This is a genomic window from Enterobacter sp. V89_11 (assembly GCF_029967775.1).
GTDB classification, from domain to species: Bacteria; Pseudomonadota; Gammaproteobacteria; order Enterobacterales; family Enterobacteriaceae; genus Enterobacter; species Enterobacter ludwigii.
In genome coordinates this window covers 138,213-156,558 of the sequence record NZ_JASCAN010000005.1, presented here as the reverse complement: position 1 = coordinate 156,558, position 18,346 = coordinate 138,213, and the positions used below count along the sequence as shown (strand labels likewise).

13 protein-coding genes and 1 riboswitch are annotated in these 18,346 nt (G+C 57.2%); of the genes, 4 read left to right on the top strand and 9 right to left on the bottom strand.

What is annotated here, in order from left to right:
• Nucleotide 1: 1 nt before the first annotated feature.
• The 5 genes from rapA to araB form a co-directional block, all read right to left on the bottom strand.
• A complete protein-coding gene (rapA, locus tag QLG09_RS05520) occupies nucleotides 2-2,908 on the bottom strand; it encodes an RNA polymerase-associated protein RapA (RefSeq protein WP_040018606.1) in 2,907 nt (968 codons plus the stop codon).
• Between the two features lie 128 nt (nucleotides 2,909-3,036).
• A complete protein-coding gene (polB, locus tag QLG09_RS05515; protein ID WP_032679614.1) occupies nucleotides 3,037-5,394 on the bottom strand; it encodes a DNA polymerase II in 2,358 nt (785 codons plus the stop codon).
• Nucleotides 5,395-5,468: 74 nt separating this feature from the next.
• Complete coding sequence (araD, locus tag QLG09_RS05510) at nucleotides 5,469-6,164, bottom strand: L-ribulose-5-phosphate 4-epimerase (RefSeq protein WP_049023062.1); 696 nt, start codon at nucleotides 6,162-6,164, stop codon at nucleotides 5,469-5,471.
• Between the two features lie 52 nt (nucleotides 6,165-6,216).
• Nucleotides 6,217-7,719, bottom strand: coding sequence for an L-arabinose isomerase (araA, locus tag QLG09_RS05505; protein WP_014168604.1), 1,503 nt, complete (start codon nucleotides 7,717-7,719; stop codon nucleotides 6,217-6,219).
• A 10-nt stretch (nucleotides 7,720-7,729) separates the two neighbouring features.
• A complete protein-coding gene (gene araB / locus QLG09_RS05500; RefSeq protein ID WP_044867129.1) occupies nucleotides 7,730-9,439 on the bottom strand; it encodes a ribulokinase in 1,710 nt (569 codons plus the stop codon).
• Nucleotides 9,440-9,775: 336 nt separating this feature from the next.
• Here araB and araC point away from each other — a divergent pair, with 336 nt between their 5' ends.
• Both araC and QLG09_RS05490 read left to right on the top strand, forming a co-directional pair.
• Nucleotides 9,776-10,621 carry an arabinose operon transcriptional regulator AraC gene (araC, locus tag QLG09_RS05495; RefSeq protein ID WP_025205437.1) on the top strand — a complete coding sequence of 282 codons (846 nt, stop codon included), beginning with the start codon at nucleotides 9,776-9,778 and terminating at the stop codon, nucleotides 10,619-10,621.
• Nucleotides 10,622-10,749: 128 nt separating this feature from the next.
• Complete coding sequence (locus QLG09_RS05490; protein WP_014168607.1) at nucleotides 10,750-11,517, top strand: DedA family protein; 768 nt, start codon at nucleotides 10,750-10,752, stop codon at nucleotides 11,515-11,517.
• Nucleotides 11,518-11,544: 27 nt separating this feature from the next.
• Here the strand turns inward: QLG09_RS05490 and thiQ are convergent, their stop codons facing one another.
• From thiQ to sgrR, 4 genes are all read right to left on the bottom strand, one after another.
• On the bottom strand, nucleotides 11,545-12,246 hold the full coding sequence (gene thiQ / locus QLG09_RS05485) for a thiamine ABC transporter ATP-binding protein ThiQ (RefSeq protein ID WP_020882567.1): 702 nt from the start codon (nucleotides 12,244-12,246) through the stop codon (nucleotides 11,545-11,547).
• Nucleotides 12,230-13,840 carry a thiamine/thiamine pyrophosphate ABC transporter permease ThiP gene (gene thiP, locus QLG09_RS05480; RefSeq protein WP_049023064.1) on the bottom strand — a complete coding sequence of 537 codons (1,611 nt, stop codon included), beginning with the start codon at nucleotides 13,838-13,840 and terminating at the stop codon, nucleotides 12,230-12,232. Before thiP ends, thiQ begins: the two co-directional genes overlap by 17 nt.
• Complete coding sequence (gene thiB, locus QLG09_RS05475; protein ID WP_282488765.1) at nucleotides 13,816-14,799, bottom strand: thiamine ABC transporter substrate binding subunit; 984 nt, start codon at nucleotides 14,797-14,799, stop codon at nucleotides 13,816-13,818. Before thiB ends, thiP begins: the two co-directional genes overlap by 25 nt.
• A 31-nt stretch (nucleotides 14,800-14,830) precedes the next feature.
• Nucleotides 14,831-14,931: riboswitch (TPP riboswitch) on the bottom strand.
• A gap of 36 nt (nucleotides 14,932-14,967) precedes the next feature.
• A complete protein-coding gene (gene sgrR / locus QLG09_RS05470) occupies nucleotides 14,968-16,623 on the bottom strand; it encodes an HTH-type transcriptional regulator SgrR (protein ID WP_049023065.1) in 1,656 nt (551 codons plus the stop codon).
• Nucleotides 16,624-16,711: 88 nt separating this feature from the next.
• Between sgrR and sgrT the strand changes: the two genes are divergently transcribed.
• Together sgrT and QLG09_RS05460 are read left to right on the top strand one after the other, a co-directional pair.
• Nucleotides 16,712-16,864: a glucose uptake inhibitor SgrT gene (sgrT, locus tag QLG09_RS05465; RefSeq protein WP_014168612.1), complete on the top strand. Its 153-nt coding sequence runs from the start codon at nucleotides 16,712-16,714 to the stop codon at nucleotides 16,862-16,864.
• A gap of 119 nt (nucleotides 16,865-16,983) precedes the next feature.
• Nucleotides 16,984-18,162, top strand: coding sequence for a sugar efflux transporter (locus QLG09_RS05460; protein ID WP_020882570.1), 1,179 nt, complete (start codon nucleotides 16,984-16,986; stop codon nucleotides 18,160-18,162).
• Nucleotides 18,163-18,346: the final 184 nt, after the last annotated feature.

Here is an 18,346-nt window from a genome sequence, read left to right as displayed (position 1 = left end):
TTTACTGATGCGTCACAACGATAAGACGCAGGGCATCCAGACGCCAGCCTGCCTGATTAAGGCTTTCCAGCACCTGCTGACGGTTGCTCTCGATCGCTGCCAGCTCGTCATCGCGGATGTTTGGGTTTACCGCTTTCAACGCTTCCAGACGGGAGAGTTCCGCGGACAGTTTGTCGTCGGCTTCTTGACGTGCGGCATCAATCAGCGCCCGGGCCGCTTTTTCGATCTGCGTTTCACCCAGCTGCAGAATAGCGTGCACATCCTGCTGTACCGCATTGACCAGCTTACTGCCGGTATGGCGGTTCACGGCGCTCAGCTGGCGGTTAAAGCTCTCGAATTCAACCTGAGCGGCGAGGTTCGTGCCGTTTTTGTCCAGCAGCAGACGCACAGGCGTTGACGGCAGGAAGCGGTTGAGCTGCAGCTGTTTCGGCGCCTGCGCTTCGACAACGTAAATCAGTTCCAGCAATAGGGTACCCACTGGCAGCGCTTTGTTTTTCAACAACGAGATGGTGCTGCTGCCGGTATCGCCTGAGAGGATCAAATCCAGACCGTTGCGGATCAGCGGGTGCTCCCAGGTGATGAACTGCGCATCTTCGCGCGACAGTGCCACATCACGTTCAAAGGTGATGGTGCATCCATCTTCCGGCAGGCCAGGGAAATCCGGGACCAGCATATGGTCGGACGGGGTCAGGACAATCAAATTCTCGCCACGATCGTCCTGGTTTATGCCAACGATGTCGAACAGGTTCATGGAGAAGCTGATCAGGCTGGTGTCATCATCCTGCTCTTCAATGCTTTCAGCGAGCGCCTGGGCTTTTTCACCGCCGTTGGAGTGGATCTCCAGCAGGCGGTCACGACCCTGTTCCAGCTGAGATTTCAGCGCTTCATGCTTATCACGGCAGGCTTTGATCAGTTCATCAAACCCGTCGGTATTCTCTGGCGCGGCCAGATAGCCGATCAGATCGGCGTGCACCTGATCGTAAATCGGGCGGCCGGTCGGACAGGTATGCTCAAACGCATCCAGACCTTCGTGGAACCAACGCACCAGTACGGACTGGGCGGTTTTTTCCAGGTAAGGTACGTGGATCTGAATATCATGCGCCTGGCCAATACGATCCAGACGGCCGATACGCTGTTCCAGCAGATCCGGGTTGAACGGCAAATCGAACATCACCAGGTTGCTGGCAAACTGGAAGTTACGGCCTTCAGACCCGATTTCAGAGCACAGCAGAACCTGGGCACCGCTGTCCTCTTCTGCAAACCATGCCGCGGCACGGTCACGCTCGACGATGGACATCCCTTCGTGGAACACGGCGGCGCGAATACCTTCGCGTTCGCGCAGGACCTGCTCCAGCTGCAGTGCGGTGGCTGCTTTGGCGCAGATCACCAGCACTTTCTGAGAACGGTGCGCGGTCAAATAGCCCATCAGCCACTCAACACGCGGGTCGAAGTTCCACCAGGTGCCGGTATCGCCTTCAAATTCCTGGTAAATCTGTTCCGGGTAGAGCATGTCGCGTGCACGCTCTTCAGCAGTTTTGCGCGCGCCCATAATGCCGGAAACTTTAATGGCCGTCTGGTACTGCGTCGGCAGTGGCAATTTGATGGTATGCAGTTCGCGTTTCGGGAAACCTTTCACCCCGTTACGGGTGTTACGGAACAGGACGCGGCTGGTGCCGTGGCGATCCATCAGCATATCGATCAGTTCTTTACGCGCGGAATCCGCGTTGTCACTGTCGCTGTTGGCCGCCTGCAGCAGAGGCTCAATATCCTGCTCGCCAATCAGATCGCTCAGGGTGTTGAGCTCGTCATTCGAGAGATGTTTACCCGCCAGCAGCAGGGCAACGGCATCGGCGACCGGACGGTAGTTATTCTGCTCTTCAACGAACTGCTCAAAGTCATGGAAGCGGTTTGGATCGAGCAGGCGCAAACGGGCGAAGTGGCTCTCCAGACCTAATTGCTCCGGCGTTGCGGTCAGCAGCAGGACGCCTGGCACGCGCTCGGCAAGCTGTTCGATAGCCATGTATTCCCGGCTTGGTGCATCTTCGCTCCAGACCAGATGGTGCGCTTCATCGACCACCATCAGGTCCCATTCGGCGTCGCACAGATGCTCAAGACGTTGCTTGCTGCGGCGTACGAAATCCAGAGAGCAGATCACCAGCTGTTCCGTTTCAAACGGGTTGTCCGCATCGTGCTGGGCTTCTGCATAGCGCTCGTCATCAAACAGAGCGAAACGCAGGTTAAAGCGGCGCAGCATCTCGACCAGCCATTGATGCTGCAGGGTTTCCGGTACCACAATCAGCACGCGCTCGGCTGCGCCGGAAAGCAGCTGTTGATGCAGGATCATGCCCGCTTCAATGGTTTTCCCCAGACCCACTTCATCTGCCAGCAGTACGCGAGGTGCGTGACGGCGGCCCACGTCATGGGCGATGTTCAGCTGGTGGGGGATAAGGCTGGTACGCTGACCGCGCAGGCCGCTCCACGGCATACGGTACTGTTCACTCTGGAACTTGCGTGCGCGATAGCGCAGGGAGAAGCGATCCATACGGTCGATTTGCCCGGCAAACAGGCGATCCTGTGGCTTACTGAATACCAGTTTGCTGTCGAGCAGCACCTCACGCAGGATGACATTGGCCTCGTCGGTGTCCAGGCGAGTCCCGATGTAGGCGAGCAGTCCATTCTCTTCTTTTACGTCTTCGACCTTTAGCTGCCAGCCGTCGTGGCTGGTCACGGTGTCACCCGGGTTGAACATCACGCGGGTCACAGGGGAATCATTGCGGGCGTACAGGCGGTTTTCACCGGTAGCAGGGAAAAGGAGGGTAACCATTCGTGCATCCACGGCAACCACGGTTCCTAATCCAAGTTCGCTTTCTGTATCGCTGATCCAGCGTTGACCAAGTGTAAAAGGCATATTTGTTCGGCTCTAGTCGTAAATTGCAGGCAATAGTTCAACCACCGTCAAAAATGACAGTCATTGAAAAATGGGTCCGGGAATGGAAAGGGCGCTATGGTACTGGATGGCAGCCATTTCGTCACGTGTCAAAATAGGCCAAGTTGCCCTGTCACTAGTGTAGCAAAGTCGTCGTCGATGAAGGGCAAAATTCCGTCCGCGACCGGCTGAAGCTGACGCGTAAGATAGTGCTCGTAATCCAGAGGCGAATGCTGGTAATCCACGGGTTCCGGGCCGCTGGTGGTCCAGAGGTATTTGATGGTACCCCGGTTCTGATACTGCGGGGCACGCCCCCGGCGCACGTTCTCCTCATCCGCCAGACGCGCGGCGCGGACGTGCGGCGGAACGTTGCGCTGGTATTCAGCCAGCGGGCGGCGCAGGCGCTTGCGGTACACCAGCTGGGCGTCGAGTTCACCGGCCATCAGACTGGCAATTGTTTCACGCACGTAGTCCTGATAAGGCTCGTTGCGAAAGATACGCAGATAAAGCGTTTGCTGAAACTGCTGCGCCAGCGGCGTCCAGTCGGTGCGCACGGTTTCCAGCCCTTTAAAGACCATTCGCTGCTTGTCACCTTCCTGAATAAGACCGGCGTAGCGCTTCTTACTGCCCTGGTCGGTACCGCGAATGGTGGGCATTAAAAAGCGGCTGAAATGGGTTTCAAACTCCAGTTCTAACGCGCTGCTTAACCGCTCTTTTTGCAAACTTTCCTGCCACCAGGCGTTCACAAAAGTCACCAGTGATTTGCCGATTCGCGCGGCATCCTCTTCTGAATGCGCGCCCTTAAGCCAGACAAAGGTGGAATCCGTATCGCCATAAATAACGTCATAACCCTGGGATTCAATCAACGCTTTGGTCTGGCGCATGATGTCGTGCCCGCGCATGGTGATAGATGACGCCAGTCGTGGGTCGAAGAAGCGGCAGGCGCTGGTCCCCAGAACCCCGTAAAACGCGTTCATGATAATTTTCAGCGCCTGAGAAAGGGGCTTGTTGCCATGACGCTTAGCCTCGTCGCGACCGTGCCAGATGTTTCCTACGATTTCCGGCAGACAGTGCTTTTCCCGTGAGAAGCGGGCCCCGAGAAAACCTTCTGTGCTGTGCAAATCGTCAGGCTGCGCCATCCCTTCCACCAGCCCAACGGGATCGATCAGGAAGGTGCGAATAATGGACGGATAGAGGCTTTTGTAGTCCAGCACCAGCACGGAGTCATACAACCCGGGCCGGGAATCCATCACGTAACCCCCCGGGCTTGCCTGCGGCGGCACATCACCGAGGTTGGGGGCGACATAGCCCGCCCGGTGCATACGCGGGAAATAGAGGTGGCTAAAGGCGGCCACGGAGCCACCGTGCCGGTCAGCGGCGAGGCCGTTCACCGTCGCGCGCTCGAGCAGGAAGGGCATGATCTCCGTTTTGTGGAAAATCTGCGTCACCAGCTCACAATCTTTCAGGTTGTAGGTGGCGAGCGCCGGTTTGTCTTCGTTAAAGCGCCGGTCGATTTCATCCATTCTGTCCCACGGGTTGTCGATGGATTTCCCTTCGCCGAGCAGCTCCTGCGCCACTGCTTCCAGAGAGAAAGAGGAAAAATTCCAGAAGGCAGATTTGAGCGCCTCAATGCCGTCGATAATCAGGCGGCCATTGGCCTGCGCGAAAAACACACCGTTTTTAAAACCGTGCTCGCGCCATTCCAGCTCGCTGTTTCCGCGCCCCAGCATCAGAGGAATGCGGTAACGTTCAGCATGTTTTTGCAGCACGCGCAGATCGAACTGCACCACGTTCCAGCCGATCAACACATCGGGATCGCGATCGGCAAACCACTGGTTAAGCTTTTCCAGAAGCTGTGGCCGGCTGTTGACATACTCCAGCCGGAAATCCAGCGCGGACGCGTTGCCATTCGGGGGGCCAAGCATATAAACAACCCGATCCCCGCAGCCTTCCAGGCCGATACAGTACAGCTCACCGTGGCGAGTGGTTTCGATATCCAGCGAGACCCATTTCAACGGCGGCCGGTAGGTAGGGTTGGGTTTGAGACGGGCATTAATAAGGCTGCCGTTTTGCGCGGTGCCGTCGACCCAGACGGGGGCGGTAATAAACCGCTCCATCAGAAAACGTTCTGGCGGGCGGATATCGGCTTCGTACAGCGTCACGCCAGCGTCGCGCAGCAGTTTTTCATAACGCATCAGCTGGCGATGGGCGCGGCAGTAGAGGCCATGTACGGGCTGACGGTGGAAATCTTTCAGTTCAAGCGGCGTCAGGCGCCAGCCATTTTCACCGCGCAGCAGTTGCTTTACTTTCTCAACATGATCGTTCGGGATAAAAGCCACGGACTCCTGCGGCGGCAGGGTCACGTGCAGCGGGCCGTTGTCCGTCGCCAGCCAGAATGCCACCTCGGTGCCCTGAGGAGTATCCCGCCAGTGTCGGGTAAGTAAAAAACCTTCTTGCGCCTGCGCCACGCCGCTATCCCATAAAACAAAACCAGGCTTGATTATAGCCTGGTTGAATATTTTACGCTGGGTATATATACAGTTTACTGCCCGTAATAGGCTTTTGCGCCATGTTTACGCAGGTAGTGTTTATCCAGCAGGGTTGGCTGCATATCCGGAAGCTGCGGTGCCAGCTGGCGGCAGAAGATGCCCATATACGCGACCTCTTCCAGCACAATCGCGTTATGTACCGCATCTTCGGCGTTTTTACCCCAGGCAAAAGGTCCATGGGAGTGCACCAGCACGCCGGGCATTTGCGCAGCGTCGATACCCTGTTTTTCAAACGTTTCGACGATAACGTTGCCGGTTTCCCACTCATACTCGCCGTTGATCTCTTCATCAGTCATCAAACGGGTGCAGGGAATGGTGCCGTAAAAGTAGTCTGCGTGCGTGGTTCCGGTCGCCGGAATGGACTGGCCGGCCTGCGCCCAGATGGTCGCATGACGCGAATGGGTATGCACAATACCGCCAATGGTCGGGAAGGCCTGGTAGAGCAGGCGATGCGTTGGCGTGTCGGAGGAGGGTTTTTTCTTTCCTTCCACCACTTCGCCCGTGGCGATGCTGACGACAACCATATCTTCTGTGGTCATTACCGTGTAATCCACCCCTGACGGCTTTATCACGAAGACGCCGTGCTCGCGGTCAACGGCGCTGACGTTGCCCCAGGTCAGCGTCACCAGATTGTGTTTGGGCAGCGCCAGGTTGGCTTCAAGTACCTGACGTTTGAGATCTTCTAACATGCAATCCTCCAGGAAAAGAGGCCCGCCCTGCGGCAGGCCAAAGGTTCCCCTGTTAACGTTTTGAACCGTAATAGACTTCGTTCCAGCGCAGCGCGTCTTTGAACGCGGGCAGGCGGGTATCGTTATCAATGACGGTCAGTTCGATGTCGTGCAGTTCGGCGAACTGACGCATGTCGTTCAGATCCAGCGCGTGGCTGAAGACGGTGTGGTGCGCGCCACCGGCCAGGATCCAGGCTTCCGAGGCGGTTGGCAGGTCAGGCTGCGCTTTCCACAGGGCGTTGGCGACCGGCAGTTTTGGCAGAGAATGCGGGGTTTCAACCGCATCCACACAGTTCACCAGCAGGCGGAAACGGTCGCCAAGGTCAATCAGGCTGGCGTTGATGGCAGGACCGGTACGGGTGTTGAAGATCAGACGTGCCGGGTCGGCTTTTCCGCCAATGCCAAGGTACTGCACGTCGAGGATCGGTTTCTCTTCAACGGCAATGGAAGGACACACTTCCAGCATATGCGAGCCCAGTACCAGGTCGTTGCCGTTTTCGAAGTGGTAGGTATAGTCCTCCATAAAGGAGGTGCCGCCCTGCAGACCGGTTGACATCACTTTCATAATGCGAAGCAGAGCGGCAGTTTTCCAGTCGCCTTCGCCGGCAAAGCCGTAGCCCTGCTGCATCAGACGTTGTACCGCCAGGCCGGGCAGTTGTTTCAGACCGTGGAGGTCTTCAAAGGTGGTGGTAAAAGCATGGAAGCCACCCTGTTCCAGGAAGCGTTTCATGCCCAGTTCGATACGTGCTGCATCCAGCACGTTCTGGCGTTTGTCACCGTGAATTTGTGCAGCAGGGGTCAGACGGTAGCTGCTTTCGTATTCGTCGACCAGCGCGCTTACGTCGCCATCGCTGATTTCATTCACCACCTGCACCAGGTCGCCCACGGCCCAGGTATTCACCGAGAAACCAAATTTAATCTGTGCGGCAACTTTATCGCCGTCGGTGACCGCCACTTCACGCATGTTGTCGCCGAAACGCACCACTTTCAGGTGGCGAGTATCTTGTCGTGACACCGCCTGGCGCATCCAGGAGCCGATACGTTTTTGCGCATGCTGATCCTGCCAGTGGCCGGTGACGACCGCATGCTGCTGGCGCATACGTGCGCCGATAAAGCCGAACTCACGGCCGCCGTGCGCGGTCTGGTTCAGGTTCATAAAGTCCATATCAATGCTGTCCCACGGCAGGGACGCGTTGAACTGGGTATGGAACTGCATCAGTGGTTTATTGAGGATGGCCAGGCCGTTGATCCACATTTTGGCCGGCGAGAAGGTGTGCAGCCACACCACCATGCCGGCGCATTTATCGTCGTAGTTCGCGTCGCGGCAGATGTTCGTGATCTCATCCGGGGTCGTGCCGAGCGGTTTGAGCACCAGTTTGCACGGCAGTTTAGCCTCTGCATTGAGCGCGTTGACCACGTGCTCAGCATGTTTCGTCACCTGTTGCAGCGCTTCCGGCCCGTACAGATGTTGGCTGCCAATGACAAACCACACTTCATAATTATTAAAAATGGTCATTATTGTGTCCTTAATGTGTCAGGGTTGCCGTAGTATCCGCGGTGTGTTTGGCCGGGGCGGCGACAGGGAGATAGTGAAGTTCGGCGCTTTTTGCCCATTGCTGATAGCGCTGATAAAGCTGTTCAAAACGCTGCGCCTGCTGAGCACGCGGCTGGAGGGTATTTTCGACAGCGCTCGCCATGTGCTGCTGCGCGGTCGGGATATCGGCATGAACGCCTGCCGCAACGGCCGCGAAGATCGCTGCACCGAGGGCGCAGCACTGATCGGAGGCGACAATCTGCAGCGGACGGTTCAGCACGTCACAACAGGCCTGCATGATTACCGGGTTTTTACGGGCGATGCCGCCCAGTGCCATCACGTTGTTGACGTCGATGCCCTGCTCGGTGAAGCACTCCATAATGGCGCGCGCCCCAAAGGCAGTTGCGGCAATCAGGCCGCCAAACAGCGCTGGCGCGTCGGTGGCGAGGTTAAGATCGGTGATCACCCCTTTCAGGCGCTGGTTGGCAAATGGCGTACGGCGACCGTTGAACCAGTCGAGCACCACCGGCAGGTGATCGAGAGAAGGATTCTTTGCCCACGCGGCGGTGAGCTGCGGCAAAAGCTGCTTTTTACTTTCGGCAATCTGGGTCTTCAGCTCAGGATGTGCCGCCGCCAACTGATCCAGCGGCCAGCCCAGCACGCGGCCAAACCAGGCGTAGATATCGCCAAAGGCGGACTGACCCGCTTCCAGACCGATAAACTCCGGTACGACGCTACCGTCAACCTGGCCGCAGATGCCTTTTACCGCCCGATCGCCTACGCTGGCTTTATCCGCGGTGAGAATGTCGCAGGTGGAGGTGCCGATTACCTTCACCAGCGTGTTTGGCTGGGCGCCAGCGCCCACCGCGCCCATGTGGCAGTCAAACGCCCCGCCGGAGATGGCCACGTTTTGCGGCAGACCCAGGCGCGTCGCCCACTCTTCACAAAGCGTACCCACCGGAATATCGGCGGTGAAGGTGTCGGTGAACAGCGGGTATTGCAGACTCTTGTTGATGACGGGATCGAGTTCATCGAAGAACGCCGCCGGTGGCAGGCCACCCCAGCTTTCATGCCACAGGGATTTGTGTCCGGCGCTGCAGCGTCCGCGGCGGATATCCTGCGGACGCGTGGTACCGGAGAGCAGGGCTGGTACCCAGTCGCACAGTTCAATCCACGATACCGCGGCCTGCGCAACGGATGCGTCCGCGCGGGTTACGTGGAGGATCTTGGCCCAGAACCATTCACTGGAGTAAATACCGCCGATGTAGCGCGAGTAGTCCGTTTTACCGGGCTGGTGACACAAGCGGGTAATGGCTTCGGCCTCTTCAACGGCGGTGTGATCTTTCCACAGCACGAACATGGCGTTTGGGTTATCAGCAAACTCCGGGCGCAGCGCCAGGACATGGCCTTCGGCATCCACAGGGGCAGGCGTTGAGCCGGTACTGTCGACGCCAATCCCGACGATTTCTGCCCGCTGGGCGTCGGTCAGTTCAGTCAGTACGGTTTTGATTGCCGCTTCCATCGACTCAATGTAGTCACGTGGATGGTGACGGAACTGGTTATTTGGCGCATCGCAGTAGCGCCCCTCTTGCCAGCGCGGGTACCACTCAACGCTGGTTGCTATTTCCTGGCCGCTTGTACAGTCCACTGCCAGAGCGCGAACCGAGTCGCTGCCAAAATCGAGGCCAATCGCAATTGCCATGGTGTTGCTCCATCAAAAAACAGGTATGAGAGAACATTAGAGACTGGAGGCGAAAATCGTCAGGCAGGATCCGCTAATCTTATGGACTAAATTGCTGTTGCAATAGAAAGTGTGACGCCGTGCAAATAATCAATGTGGACATTTCTGCCGCACTTATAGACACTTTTGTTACTGCTGATCTGCCCCCGTGGGCGGAGAAATCAGGGGGAAAGGCTGAAACATGGCGGACGTAAAAGAGGCGTGATGCTTTTTGGATCTTTTCGCGGGCCATTTTTATACTGCTTTTATCGATATGGACAATTGGTTTCCTTCAGGACCCTTGGGAGAACTGAATCTATGGCCGAAACGCAAAACGATCCCTTATTACCGGGCTACTCGTTTAATGCTCACCTGGTGGCGGGGCTGACCCCTATCGAGGCTGAGGGATATCTCGATTTTTACGTCGACCGACCGCTCGGGATGAAAGGGTATATTCTGAACCTGACGGTGCGTGGGGAAGGGATTATCAAAAATAACGATCAGCAGTTTGTCTGCCGTCCGGGCGATATGCTGCTGTTTCCGCCGGGAGAGATCCACCACTACGGGCGTCACCCGGAGGCCAAAGAGTGGTATCACCAGTGGGTCTACTTCCGCCCGCGCGCCTACTGGCAGGAGTGGCTCTCGTGGCCGGCTATTTTTGCGCACACCGGTTTTTATCGCCCGGACGAGGTTCATCTGGCTCAGTTCCGCGAACTCTTTGCCCAAATTATTGAAGCGGGGCAGGCGGGTGGCCGGTATGCCGAACTGCTGGCGATTAACCTGCTTGAACAGGTGCTGTTGCGCCGGATGGAGGCGATAAACGCGTCACTTAATCCTCCGCTGGACAACCGCGTGCGCGACGCCTGCCAGTACATCAGCGACCATCTGGCCGACAGCCAGTTCGATATCGCCAGCGTCGCCCAGCATGTGTGTCTCTCACCGTCGCGGCTGTCACATCTGTTCCGTCAGCAGCTGGGCGTTAGCGTCCTGAGCTGGCGTGAGGACCAGCGTATCAGCCAGGCGAAGCTCCTGCTCAGCACCACCCGCATGCCCATTGCCACCGTGGGGCGCAATGTGGGCTTTGAAGACCAGCTCTATTTCTCCCGGGTATTTAAAAAATGCACCGGTGCCAGCCCCAGTGAATTCCGGGCAGGATGTGAATAAACGGTAAAAAAAGATAAACAAGCAGGTGAACTGTGGAAGCAACCTGTAAACTATTCAGACAATTGTTGTCTTGACGCGGTGCAGGGCGCTAAGCAGAATCCCTGATTCGTTTTCTGACCGGAATAGTTATGCAGGCATTGCTGGAACATTTTATCACCCAGTCCGTTATGTATTCGCTTATCGCCGTTGCGCTGGTGGCGTTTCTGGAATCGCTTGCACTTGTTGGGTTGATCCTCCCCGGCACGGTGATGATGGCGGGGCTGGGCGCGTTGATTGGCAGCGGTGAAGTGAATTTCTGGCAGGCGTGGATGGCGGGGATTATCGGCTGTTTACTCGGCGACTGGATCTCCTTCTGGCTGGGCTGGCGCTTTAAGAAACCGCTGCACCGCTGGTCGTTCATGAAAAAGAACAAAGCCTTGCTGGATAAAACCGAACACGCGCTGCATCAGCACAGCATGTTCACGATCCTCGTCGGTCGCTTTGTTGGACCAACGCGTCCGCTGGTGCCGATGGTCGCGGGGATGCTGGATCTGCCTGTTGCGAAATTCGTGGTGCCGAACATCATCGGTTGTGTTTTCTGGCCGCCGTTCTACTTTCTGCCGGGGATCCTGGCGGGGGCCACCGTTGATATTCCTGACGGAATGCAAAGCGGTGAATTTAAGTGGTTGTTGCTGGCTACGGCCCTGCTGTTGTGGATCGCTGCCTGGTTGTGCTGGCGACTGTGGCGCAGCGCGAAAGCGAATGTTGATCGCCTGACGCGTTATCTGCCACGCTCGCGCCTGCTGTGGCTCGCGCCGTTAATGCTGGGGGTTGCCGTGGTGGCGCTGGTCGCCCTGATTCGCCACCCGCTGATGCCGGTGTACGGTGAAATCCTCTTGAAGGTGGTGAGCCGTTAATCTGTTTCCCTCTCCCGTGGGAGAGGGTCAGCCCGCACTGATGCCTAACAATGAAGACGCCCCTGCGTGACCGCTGAGCAGTTCCTCTGTGCCGCCATCCCAGGCAATTCGCCCTTCTGCAATGACCACCGATCGTGGCGCAATCCGCGCGGCATCCTCAATGCTGTGCGAAACCATCAGCATTGTCAGTTGCTGACGCTGGCACACGTCCTGCACCAGGGTAAGCATCTCCTGGCGCAAGGCAGGATCGAGTGCAGAGAACGGCTCATCCAGAAGCAGTATGGGCTGCTCGCGCACCAGGCAGCGCGCCAGCGCCACCCGCTGACGCTGCCCGCCGGAGAGGGCTTCGGGGAGGCGGTCAATAAACGCGGTAATGCCCATCTGAGCGGCAATCAGCTCCAGCTTCTGGCGCTGACCGTCGTTGAGTTTCAGGCCAGGATCCATACCCAGGGCGATGTTTTGCCGCACCGTCAGATGCATGAACAGATTGTTTTCCTGGAACAGCATCGACACCGGACGTCGGGCGGGTGGCGTGCGCGTATGGTCGCGGTTTTCAATCACTATCGACCCGCTCGCCGGTTGCAGAAAACCGGCAATCAGATTGAGCAAAGTACTCTTTCCGGCCCCGCTCGGACCCAGAACCGCAATCATCTCTCCCTGACGAACCGAAAGGGAGAAGCGCATTGGCAGATGCTGGTAGAGCCAGGTTACATCAGTCAGTTTTAACATTACGCCCCGGAAGTTTTTCGATAACGGTAAATAAGGCAAAGCAGAGCACCAGTAACAGCAGCGCCGTGACGGCTCCCTCCTGGCTACGATAGGAGCCAATTTGCTGGTACAGCCAGTACGGCAGGGTGCGGAAATCTTCATTACCGAAGAGCGCCACGACACCAAAATCACCTATTGAGAGCACACAGGCGAAAGCCAGTGCCTGGGCCAGCGGGCGTTTCAGCGCACGCAGTTCGATAATCTTTAGCCGCTGCCAGCCCTGCAGACCGAGCGACTGGCACAGCAGCGCGTAGCGGCTGTTGATGTCTCGCATCGGATTTTCCAGCACCTTCAGCGCGTAGGGGATCGCCATCAGGGCATTGGTGAAAATCACGATGCCATCGGCGTTTTCCGGCAGGCCAATAGTGCTGTTGAACAGTAAAAAGAACCCCGTCGCCAGTACAATGCCGGGCATCGCCAGGATCAGCATGCCTGTCAGCTCCAGGGCGTGCCCGGCTTTACGGACCTGACGCGCGTAAAGCTCGCGGCTGCTCCATAAAAGCATCATGGTCAGCATGACACACAGCAGCCCGGCGGCGAGCGCGATCCGTAACGAGGTCCACGTTGCCTGCCAGAGAACGGGCTGCTGCATCACGGTAACGAGATTCAGGTTCAGGCCATCGACGATGACGGCCATCAGCGGCGGAAGCAAAAGCAGCAGCGCCAGCGTGATAAGCAGCAGATCAGCGATCCGGCTATGCATGCTGTCCTGCGGGTCGCGCCAGCCGGTTATCTGATTACTGCCCGGCGGGATGGCTTTGCTCAGACGCTGGCTCAGCAGCACAAGGCACAGGCAGCAAACCATCTGCACCATCGCCAGCAGCGCGGCGCGGCCGGGGTCATAGTCGTAACTGAGCGCCTGGTAAATTGCCAGTTCGATGGTGGTGGCCTGCGGGCCGCCGCCGAGTGAAAGCACGGTGGCAAAACTGGCGAAACAGAGCATAAAGATCAGAGCCGCAACCGGCGGGATCTGACGACGCAGCCACGGCCATTCGACCAGGCGGAAGAAGGATACGCCGCGCATGCCCAACTGGGCGGCAAGCTGGCGCTGTTCACCGGGGATGTTTTCCAGTGCCTGTAAAAAGAGTCTGGTCGCCATCGGCATATTGAAAAAGATGTGCGCCAGCAGAATGCCCTTCAGTCCGTAGGGCGAGAAGCGCCACTCCAGACCCATCAGGCTGAAAAGTGAAGCCAGCCACCCCTGACGACCATAGACGCTCAGGATGCCAAACACGGCCACCAGGACCGGCAGGATCAGCGTCATGGCGCACAGGCGCAGCAGGGCCTGCCTGCCGGGGAAACGGCGACGATAAAGCGCGCGTGCCAGGAAAATGGCGGGGATAACCGACAGCAGCGCAGAGAGAAAGGCCTGCCAGAAAGAGAAACGGATAACGTGCCAGAGATAGCTGTCGTGCCAGAGCGCGAACAGGTCGCTCTCTGGCGCGTTAAACCATAAAGCAAGGAATGCGCCCAGACTGACCGCTACCATCAATACGGCGGCGAGCAGCCCAGGAATTAACCAGCCGGGAATTAACGGCTGACGGCGCGTTGCCATTCACTTACCCATGCTGCTCGCTGTGCGGCAACCTGCTGAGGCGTAAACTCCAGCGAGGTTTGCGGTTTGGTCAGTTTCTCAAAGCCCGCAGGCAACGTCACGCTGGTCACGGGGTACATCCAGTTACCCGCTGGAATCGCGTTCTGGAATGCCGGGGAGACCATAAATTTCAGGAACTTCTCAGCCAGTTCGGGCTGTTTGCTGGATGCCGTGCGGGCTGCCACTTCGACCTGCAGATAGTGCCCTTCAGCTAAACTGGCGGCGGCGTAATTGTCTTTCTTCTCGGCGATGATGTGGTAAGCCGGGGAGGTGGTGTAGCTCAGAACCAGATCACTTTCCCCTTTCAGGAACAGACCGTAGGCTTCGCTCCAGCCTTTTGTCACGGTGACGGTTTTGGCGGCCAGTTTCTGCCACGCTTGCGGAGCGTCATCGCCGTAGACTTTCTGCATCCACAGCAGCAGACCCAGGCCTGGCGTACTGGTGCGAGGATCTTCATAAATAACGCGCCATTTCTGCTCGCTTTCGACCAGTTCCTTCAGGCTTTTCGGCGGGTTTTTAAGCTTGTTTTTGTCGTAAACAAACGCGAAGTAACCGTAATCGAACGGCACAAAGGTGTCGTTCTGCCAGCCGCCCGGGACGCTGACGGCATCGGTGGCGACGCCGCTTTTGGCAAACAGTCTGGTTTTCGAGGCGGCCTCCAGCAGGTTGTTATCCAGCCCAAGCACCACATCGGCTTTACTGTTTTTGCCTTCCATGCGCAGGCGGTTAAGCAGCGAGACGCCATCTTCCAGCGCCACGAACTTCAGTTCGCACTGACAATCAGCTTCAAAGGCTTTTTTCACCACCGGACCCGGACCCCAGTCGGCTGAGAAGGAGTCGTAGGTGTAGACCGTCAGGACGGGCTTCGCGACGGCAGGCAGCGCAAACAGCGCCAGAAGGGGGAGAACTTTTTTTAACACTTTGCACCTCAAGGTTGAGTGGCAAAGGATTTTGAGTGACAGCCTCAAATCCCTTCGCCGGCGTTATCCGGATCAGGTTCGACGGGTATTATCTCAGCGCACATCAGTGATGCAGCACCCCGTTGAGAACGGCGCTATTGTAATGATTTGGCAAATATTACGAAAGTGTTATGGCTCCGGCGGGGAAAACCAGGCGGATTTAAAATCAAACCAGCCCAGCGTATTCATTCTGACACCGCGCATACTACGCTGCCCCTGGATCATCAGCCAGTGATGGATCAACGGCACGATCGCTTGTTCAGCCAGCAACTGCTGGCACCATGAGGCCAGATTCATGTCGCCGGCGCGCCAGCGGGCCGCGTCCTGCTGCCAGTCCCGGTCTATGCAGTGCTGGATAAGCGGGACCTCATACAGGTGAGAGAAGAGCGAGAAATCAAGCGGCAGGGTAAAGTTGGCGCTGTTGAGCCAGATGTCGCTGACGATCTCCCCCTGATGCCATTCATCGTAATCCACCTCTTTGACATCCAGCCTCACCCCAACGGCGGCCAGCAGTCGAGTCATGATTCTGGCGATAAAGCGGTGTTCAACGTGCTCGCGATAGTAGGTCAGGGTGATGGACTCCAGCCCGGCGGGCTTGTCGCAGTATGTCGGACGGGCGTGATGCCAGCGAGGAAGCAGACCATACGCCGGGAACCAGTAGGTTTGGTACTGCTCCTCCGCATGATAAATCAGGCTGGAGGGCGACAACACGTGGCTTATCCATTTGCGCACCTCATGGTTTGCCCCGCGATGGGTACGGCTGTCGAACAGAAGATAGTAGCACCCTTCTTCGAGCCGGCTCTCCACGGCCTTTTCGCCCGTAGTGGGCCCTTCCAGCGTCAGCCCGGCGCTCAGCTCTTCGTTGAGATCCGGTAATACCCACACGTTCACTTCGTCGATCAGCGCCCGGTAGCCAAAATAGTCATCAAAAGCGCGGATTTTCAGCTGGTTGTTGTTATTGCGCGATACAGAGTAGGGGCCGGTGCCGATCGGCAGGCTGGCAAAATTATTCATCGATTCCCATTCACCGGGCAAAATCATCGACGGCACATAGCCCAGCAGCCACGGAAGCCATTTGTCCGGCTGAGACAGTTCAACATCCAGTGTCCATGCCGTAGGGGAGTGAACGCGTGAAATATGGGAATAGAGCGGTAGCGTGCAGGCGCGCTCTAAAGAGGCAATCACATCGACCATCTCCAGCTCGCGGCCGTGGTGGAAATGAATACCAGGGCGTAGAAAAAAGCGCCAGTGAAGAGGAGAAAGTTGCTGCCAGTGGTGCGCAATATCCGCTTCCAGTTCCCCATTTTCCTCATTTATGCGCGTCAGGCCGCTGAATATTTGTCGGGCCATATGGGTTTCAGAGCGGCGTAACGCCGTGCCGGGTAACAGGTTTTTCATCGGTCGATAGTAGAGCACCCGCAGAATGTGGCGACCCTGACGGAAGCTGCGCCCGAGATGCGACACCAGCATCTGGCGTACTGCCGCTTTGTCCCCCACCAGCTGCACCAGCTGGTCGATGCGGTCCTGTTCCAGCAGGTCTTCCGCCCGCTGCTGCTGCAACGCCAGCCCGGTATACAGGAAGGTCAGGCGCGAGCGTTTTCCGCGACCCGCCTCGGCCTCCCAGTTGAGCCAGCCCTGCTGCTGCATGGTATTAAGCAGCGTGCGCATGTGCCGGCGCGAACAGCTGAGCAGGTCCGCCAGCGCGTTCAGCGTGGTCTCCTGCGATCGCCCCTCGCAGCATTGCCAGAGGCGGATAAATTGTTGTTGCAGACGACCAGAGGGCATAAAAGGGGAACTCCTGACAAAAAATCAGCAATTTATTAATCCCTATATTAGGCCAATAATTCTTCCCGATGAAGTGAGGAGGTAAATTATGAAGAGGTCTACCGCACGTCAGTTTTATCAGCGTTATTTTTCAGCGACGCAGGGAGCGTCCTGGCTGGCCCGCCAGTGTGCAGAGCAACGGTTGAAAATCCTGGAAGATCTGATGCAGTGGGACGTTACGAAACCGACCTCTTCTTGCTAACTCGCCTCGATCATGTGTGACTGAGTATTGGTGCTTATCACCCGCCAGCAAAATGTTTTTGCTGGCTTTTTTCGTTTACTATTCACCCACTTTCGATTCGCTTTCACAAGGACTTGCGCATGCTCTGGTTGATGACGATGGGGCGACGCCTGAACGGCGTGTATGCCGCTTTTATGCTGGTGGCCTTTATGATGGGCGTGGCAGGGGCATTGCAGGCTCCGACGCTGAGTCTGTTTCTCAGCCGTGAGGTGGGGGCGCAGCCGTTTTGGGTGGGGTTGTTTTATACCGTGAACGCCATCGCCGGGATCCTGGTCAGTCTGGCACTGGCAAAACGATCGGACAATCGGGGCGATCGTCGCAAACTGATCCTCTTTTGTTGCGCCATGGCCGTGGGTAATGCGCTGCTGTTTGCCTTCAATCGCCATTACCTGACGCTGATTACCTGCGGCGTGCTTCTGGCGTCGCTCGCCAATACCGCCATGCCGCAGCTGTTCGCGCTGGCCCGTGAATACGCGGATAACTCGGCGCGGGAAGTGGTGATGTTCAGCTCGGTCATGCGTGCGCAGCTCTCTCTGGCCTGGGTGATCGGCCCGCCGCTGGCGTTTATGCTGGCGCTGAACTATGGCTTTACCACCATGTTTTCCATCGCTGCCGGCATTTTTGTCATCAGCCTGATATTGATTGCCTTTGCGCTACCCTCGGTGGCGCGAGTGGAGCAGACGACGGATAAACCCATCACCCAGGTGAGTGGCTGGCAGGATAAAAACGTCCGCATGCTGTTTATCGCGTCCATGCTGATGTGGACCTGCAACACCATGTACATCATTGATATGCCGCTGTGGATCAGCAGCGATCTGGGGTTGCCGGACAAGCTGGCGGGGATCCTGATGGGGACGGCTGCCGGCCTGGAAATTCCGGCGATGATCCTGGCGGGTTATTACGTTAAGCGTTTTGGAAAGCGCCGCATGATGATCGTCGCCGTGGCGGCGGGAGTGCTTTTTTATCTGGGGCTGATCGTCTTCCATTCGCGCGAAGCACTGCTTGCGCTGCAGCTGTTTAACGCCGTGTTTATTGGCATCGTGGCCGGGATTGGGATGCTCTGGTTCCAGGACTTAATGCCGGGACGGGCAGGCTCTGCCACTACGCTCTTTACCAACAGCATTTCAACGGGCGTTATTCTGGCAGGGGTGATTCAGGGGGCGTTGTCGCAAACCTACGGCCACGCGTCAGTGTACTGGATGATTGCGGCCATTTCCGTGGTGACGCTGGTGCTAACCTGCCGGGTAAAAGATGTATGATTCTGAAAGGCGGCTTCACGCAATAAAACGATTTTCTGACAGGGTCTGAGAAGGCGCATAGCGCGCGTGGCGTCAGCCGAGGCTGTTTGCCTCAGGCTGACGCAAGAGGCAAACAGTGATGAGGCCCACATCAATTAACACTGATGGTGTACTGCACCATTTTGTTGGACGATGTTGATCTTCA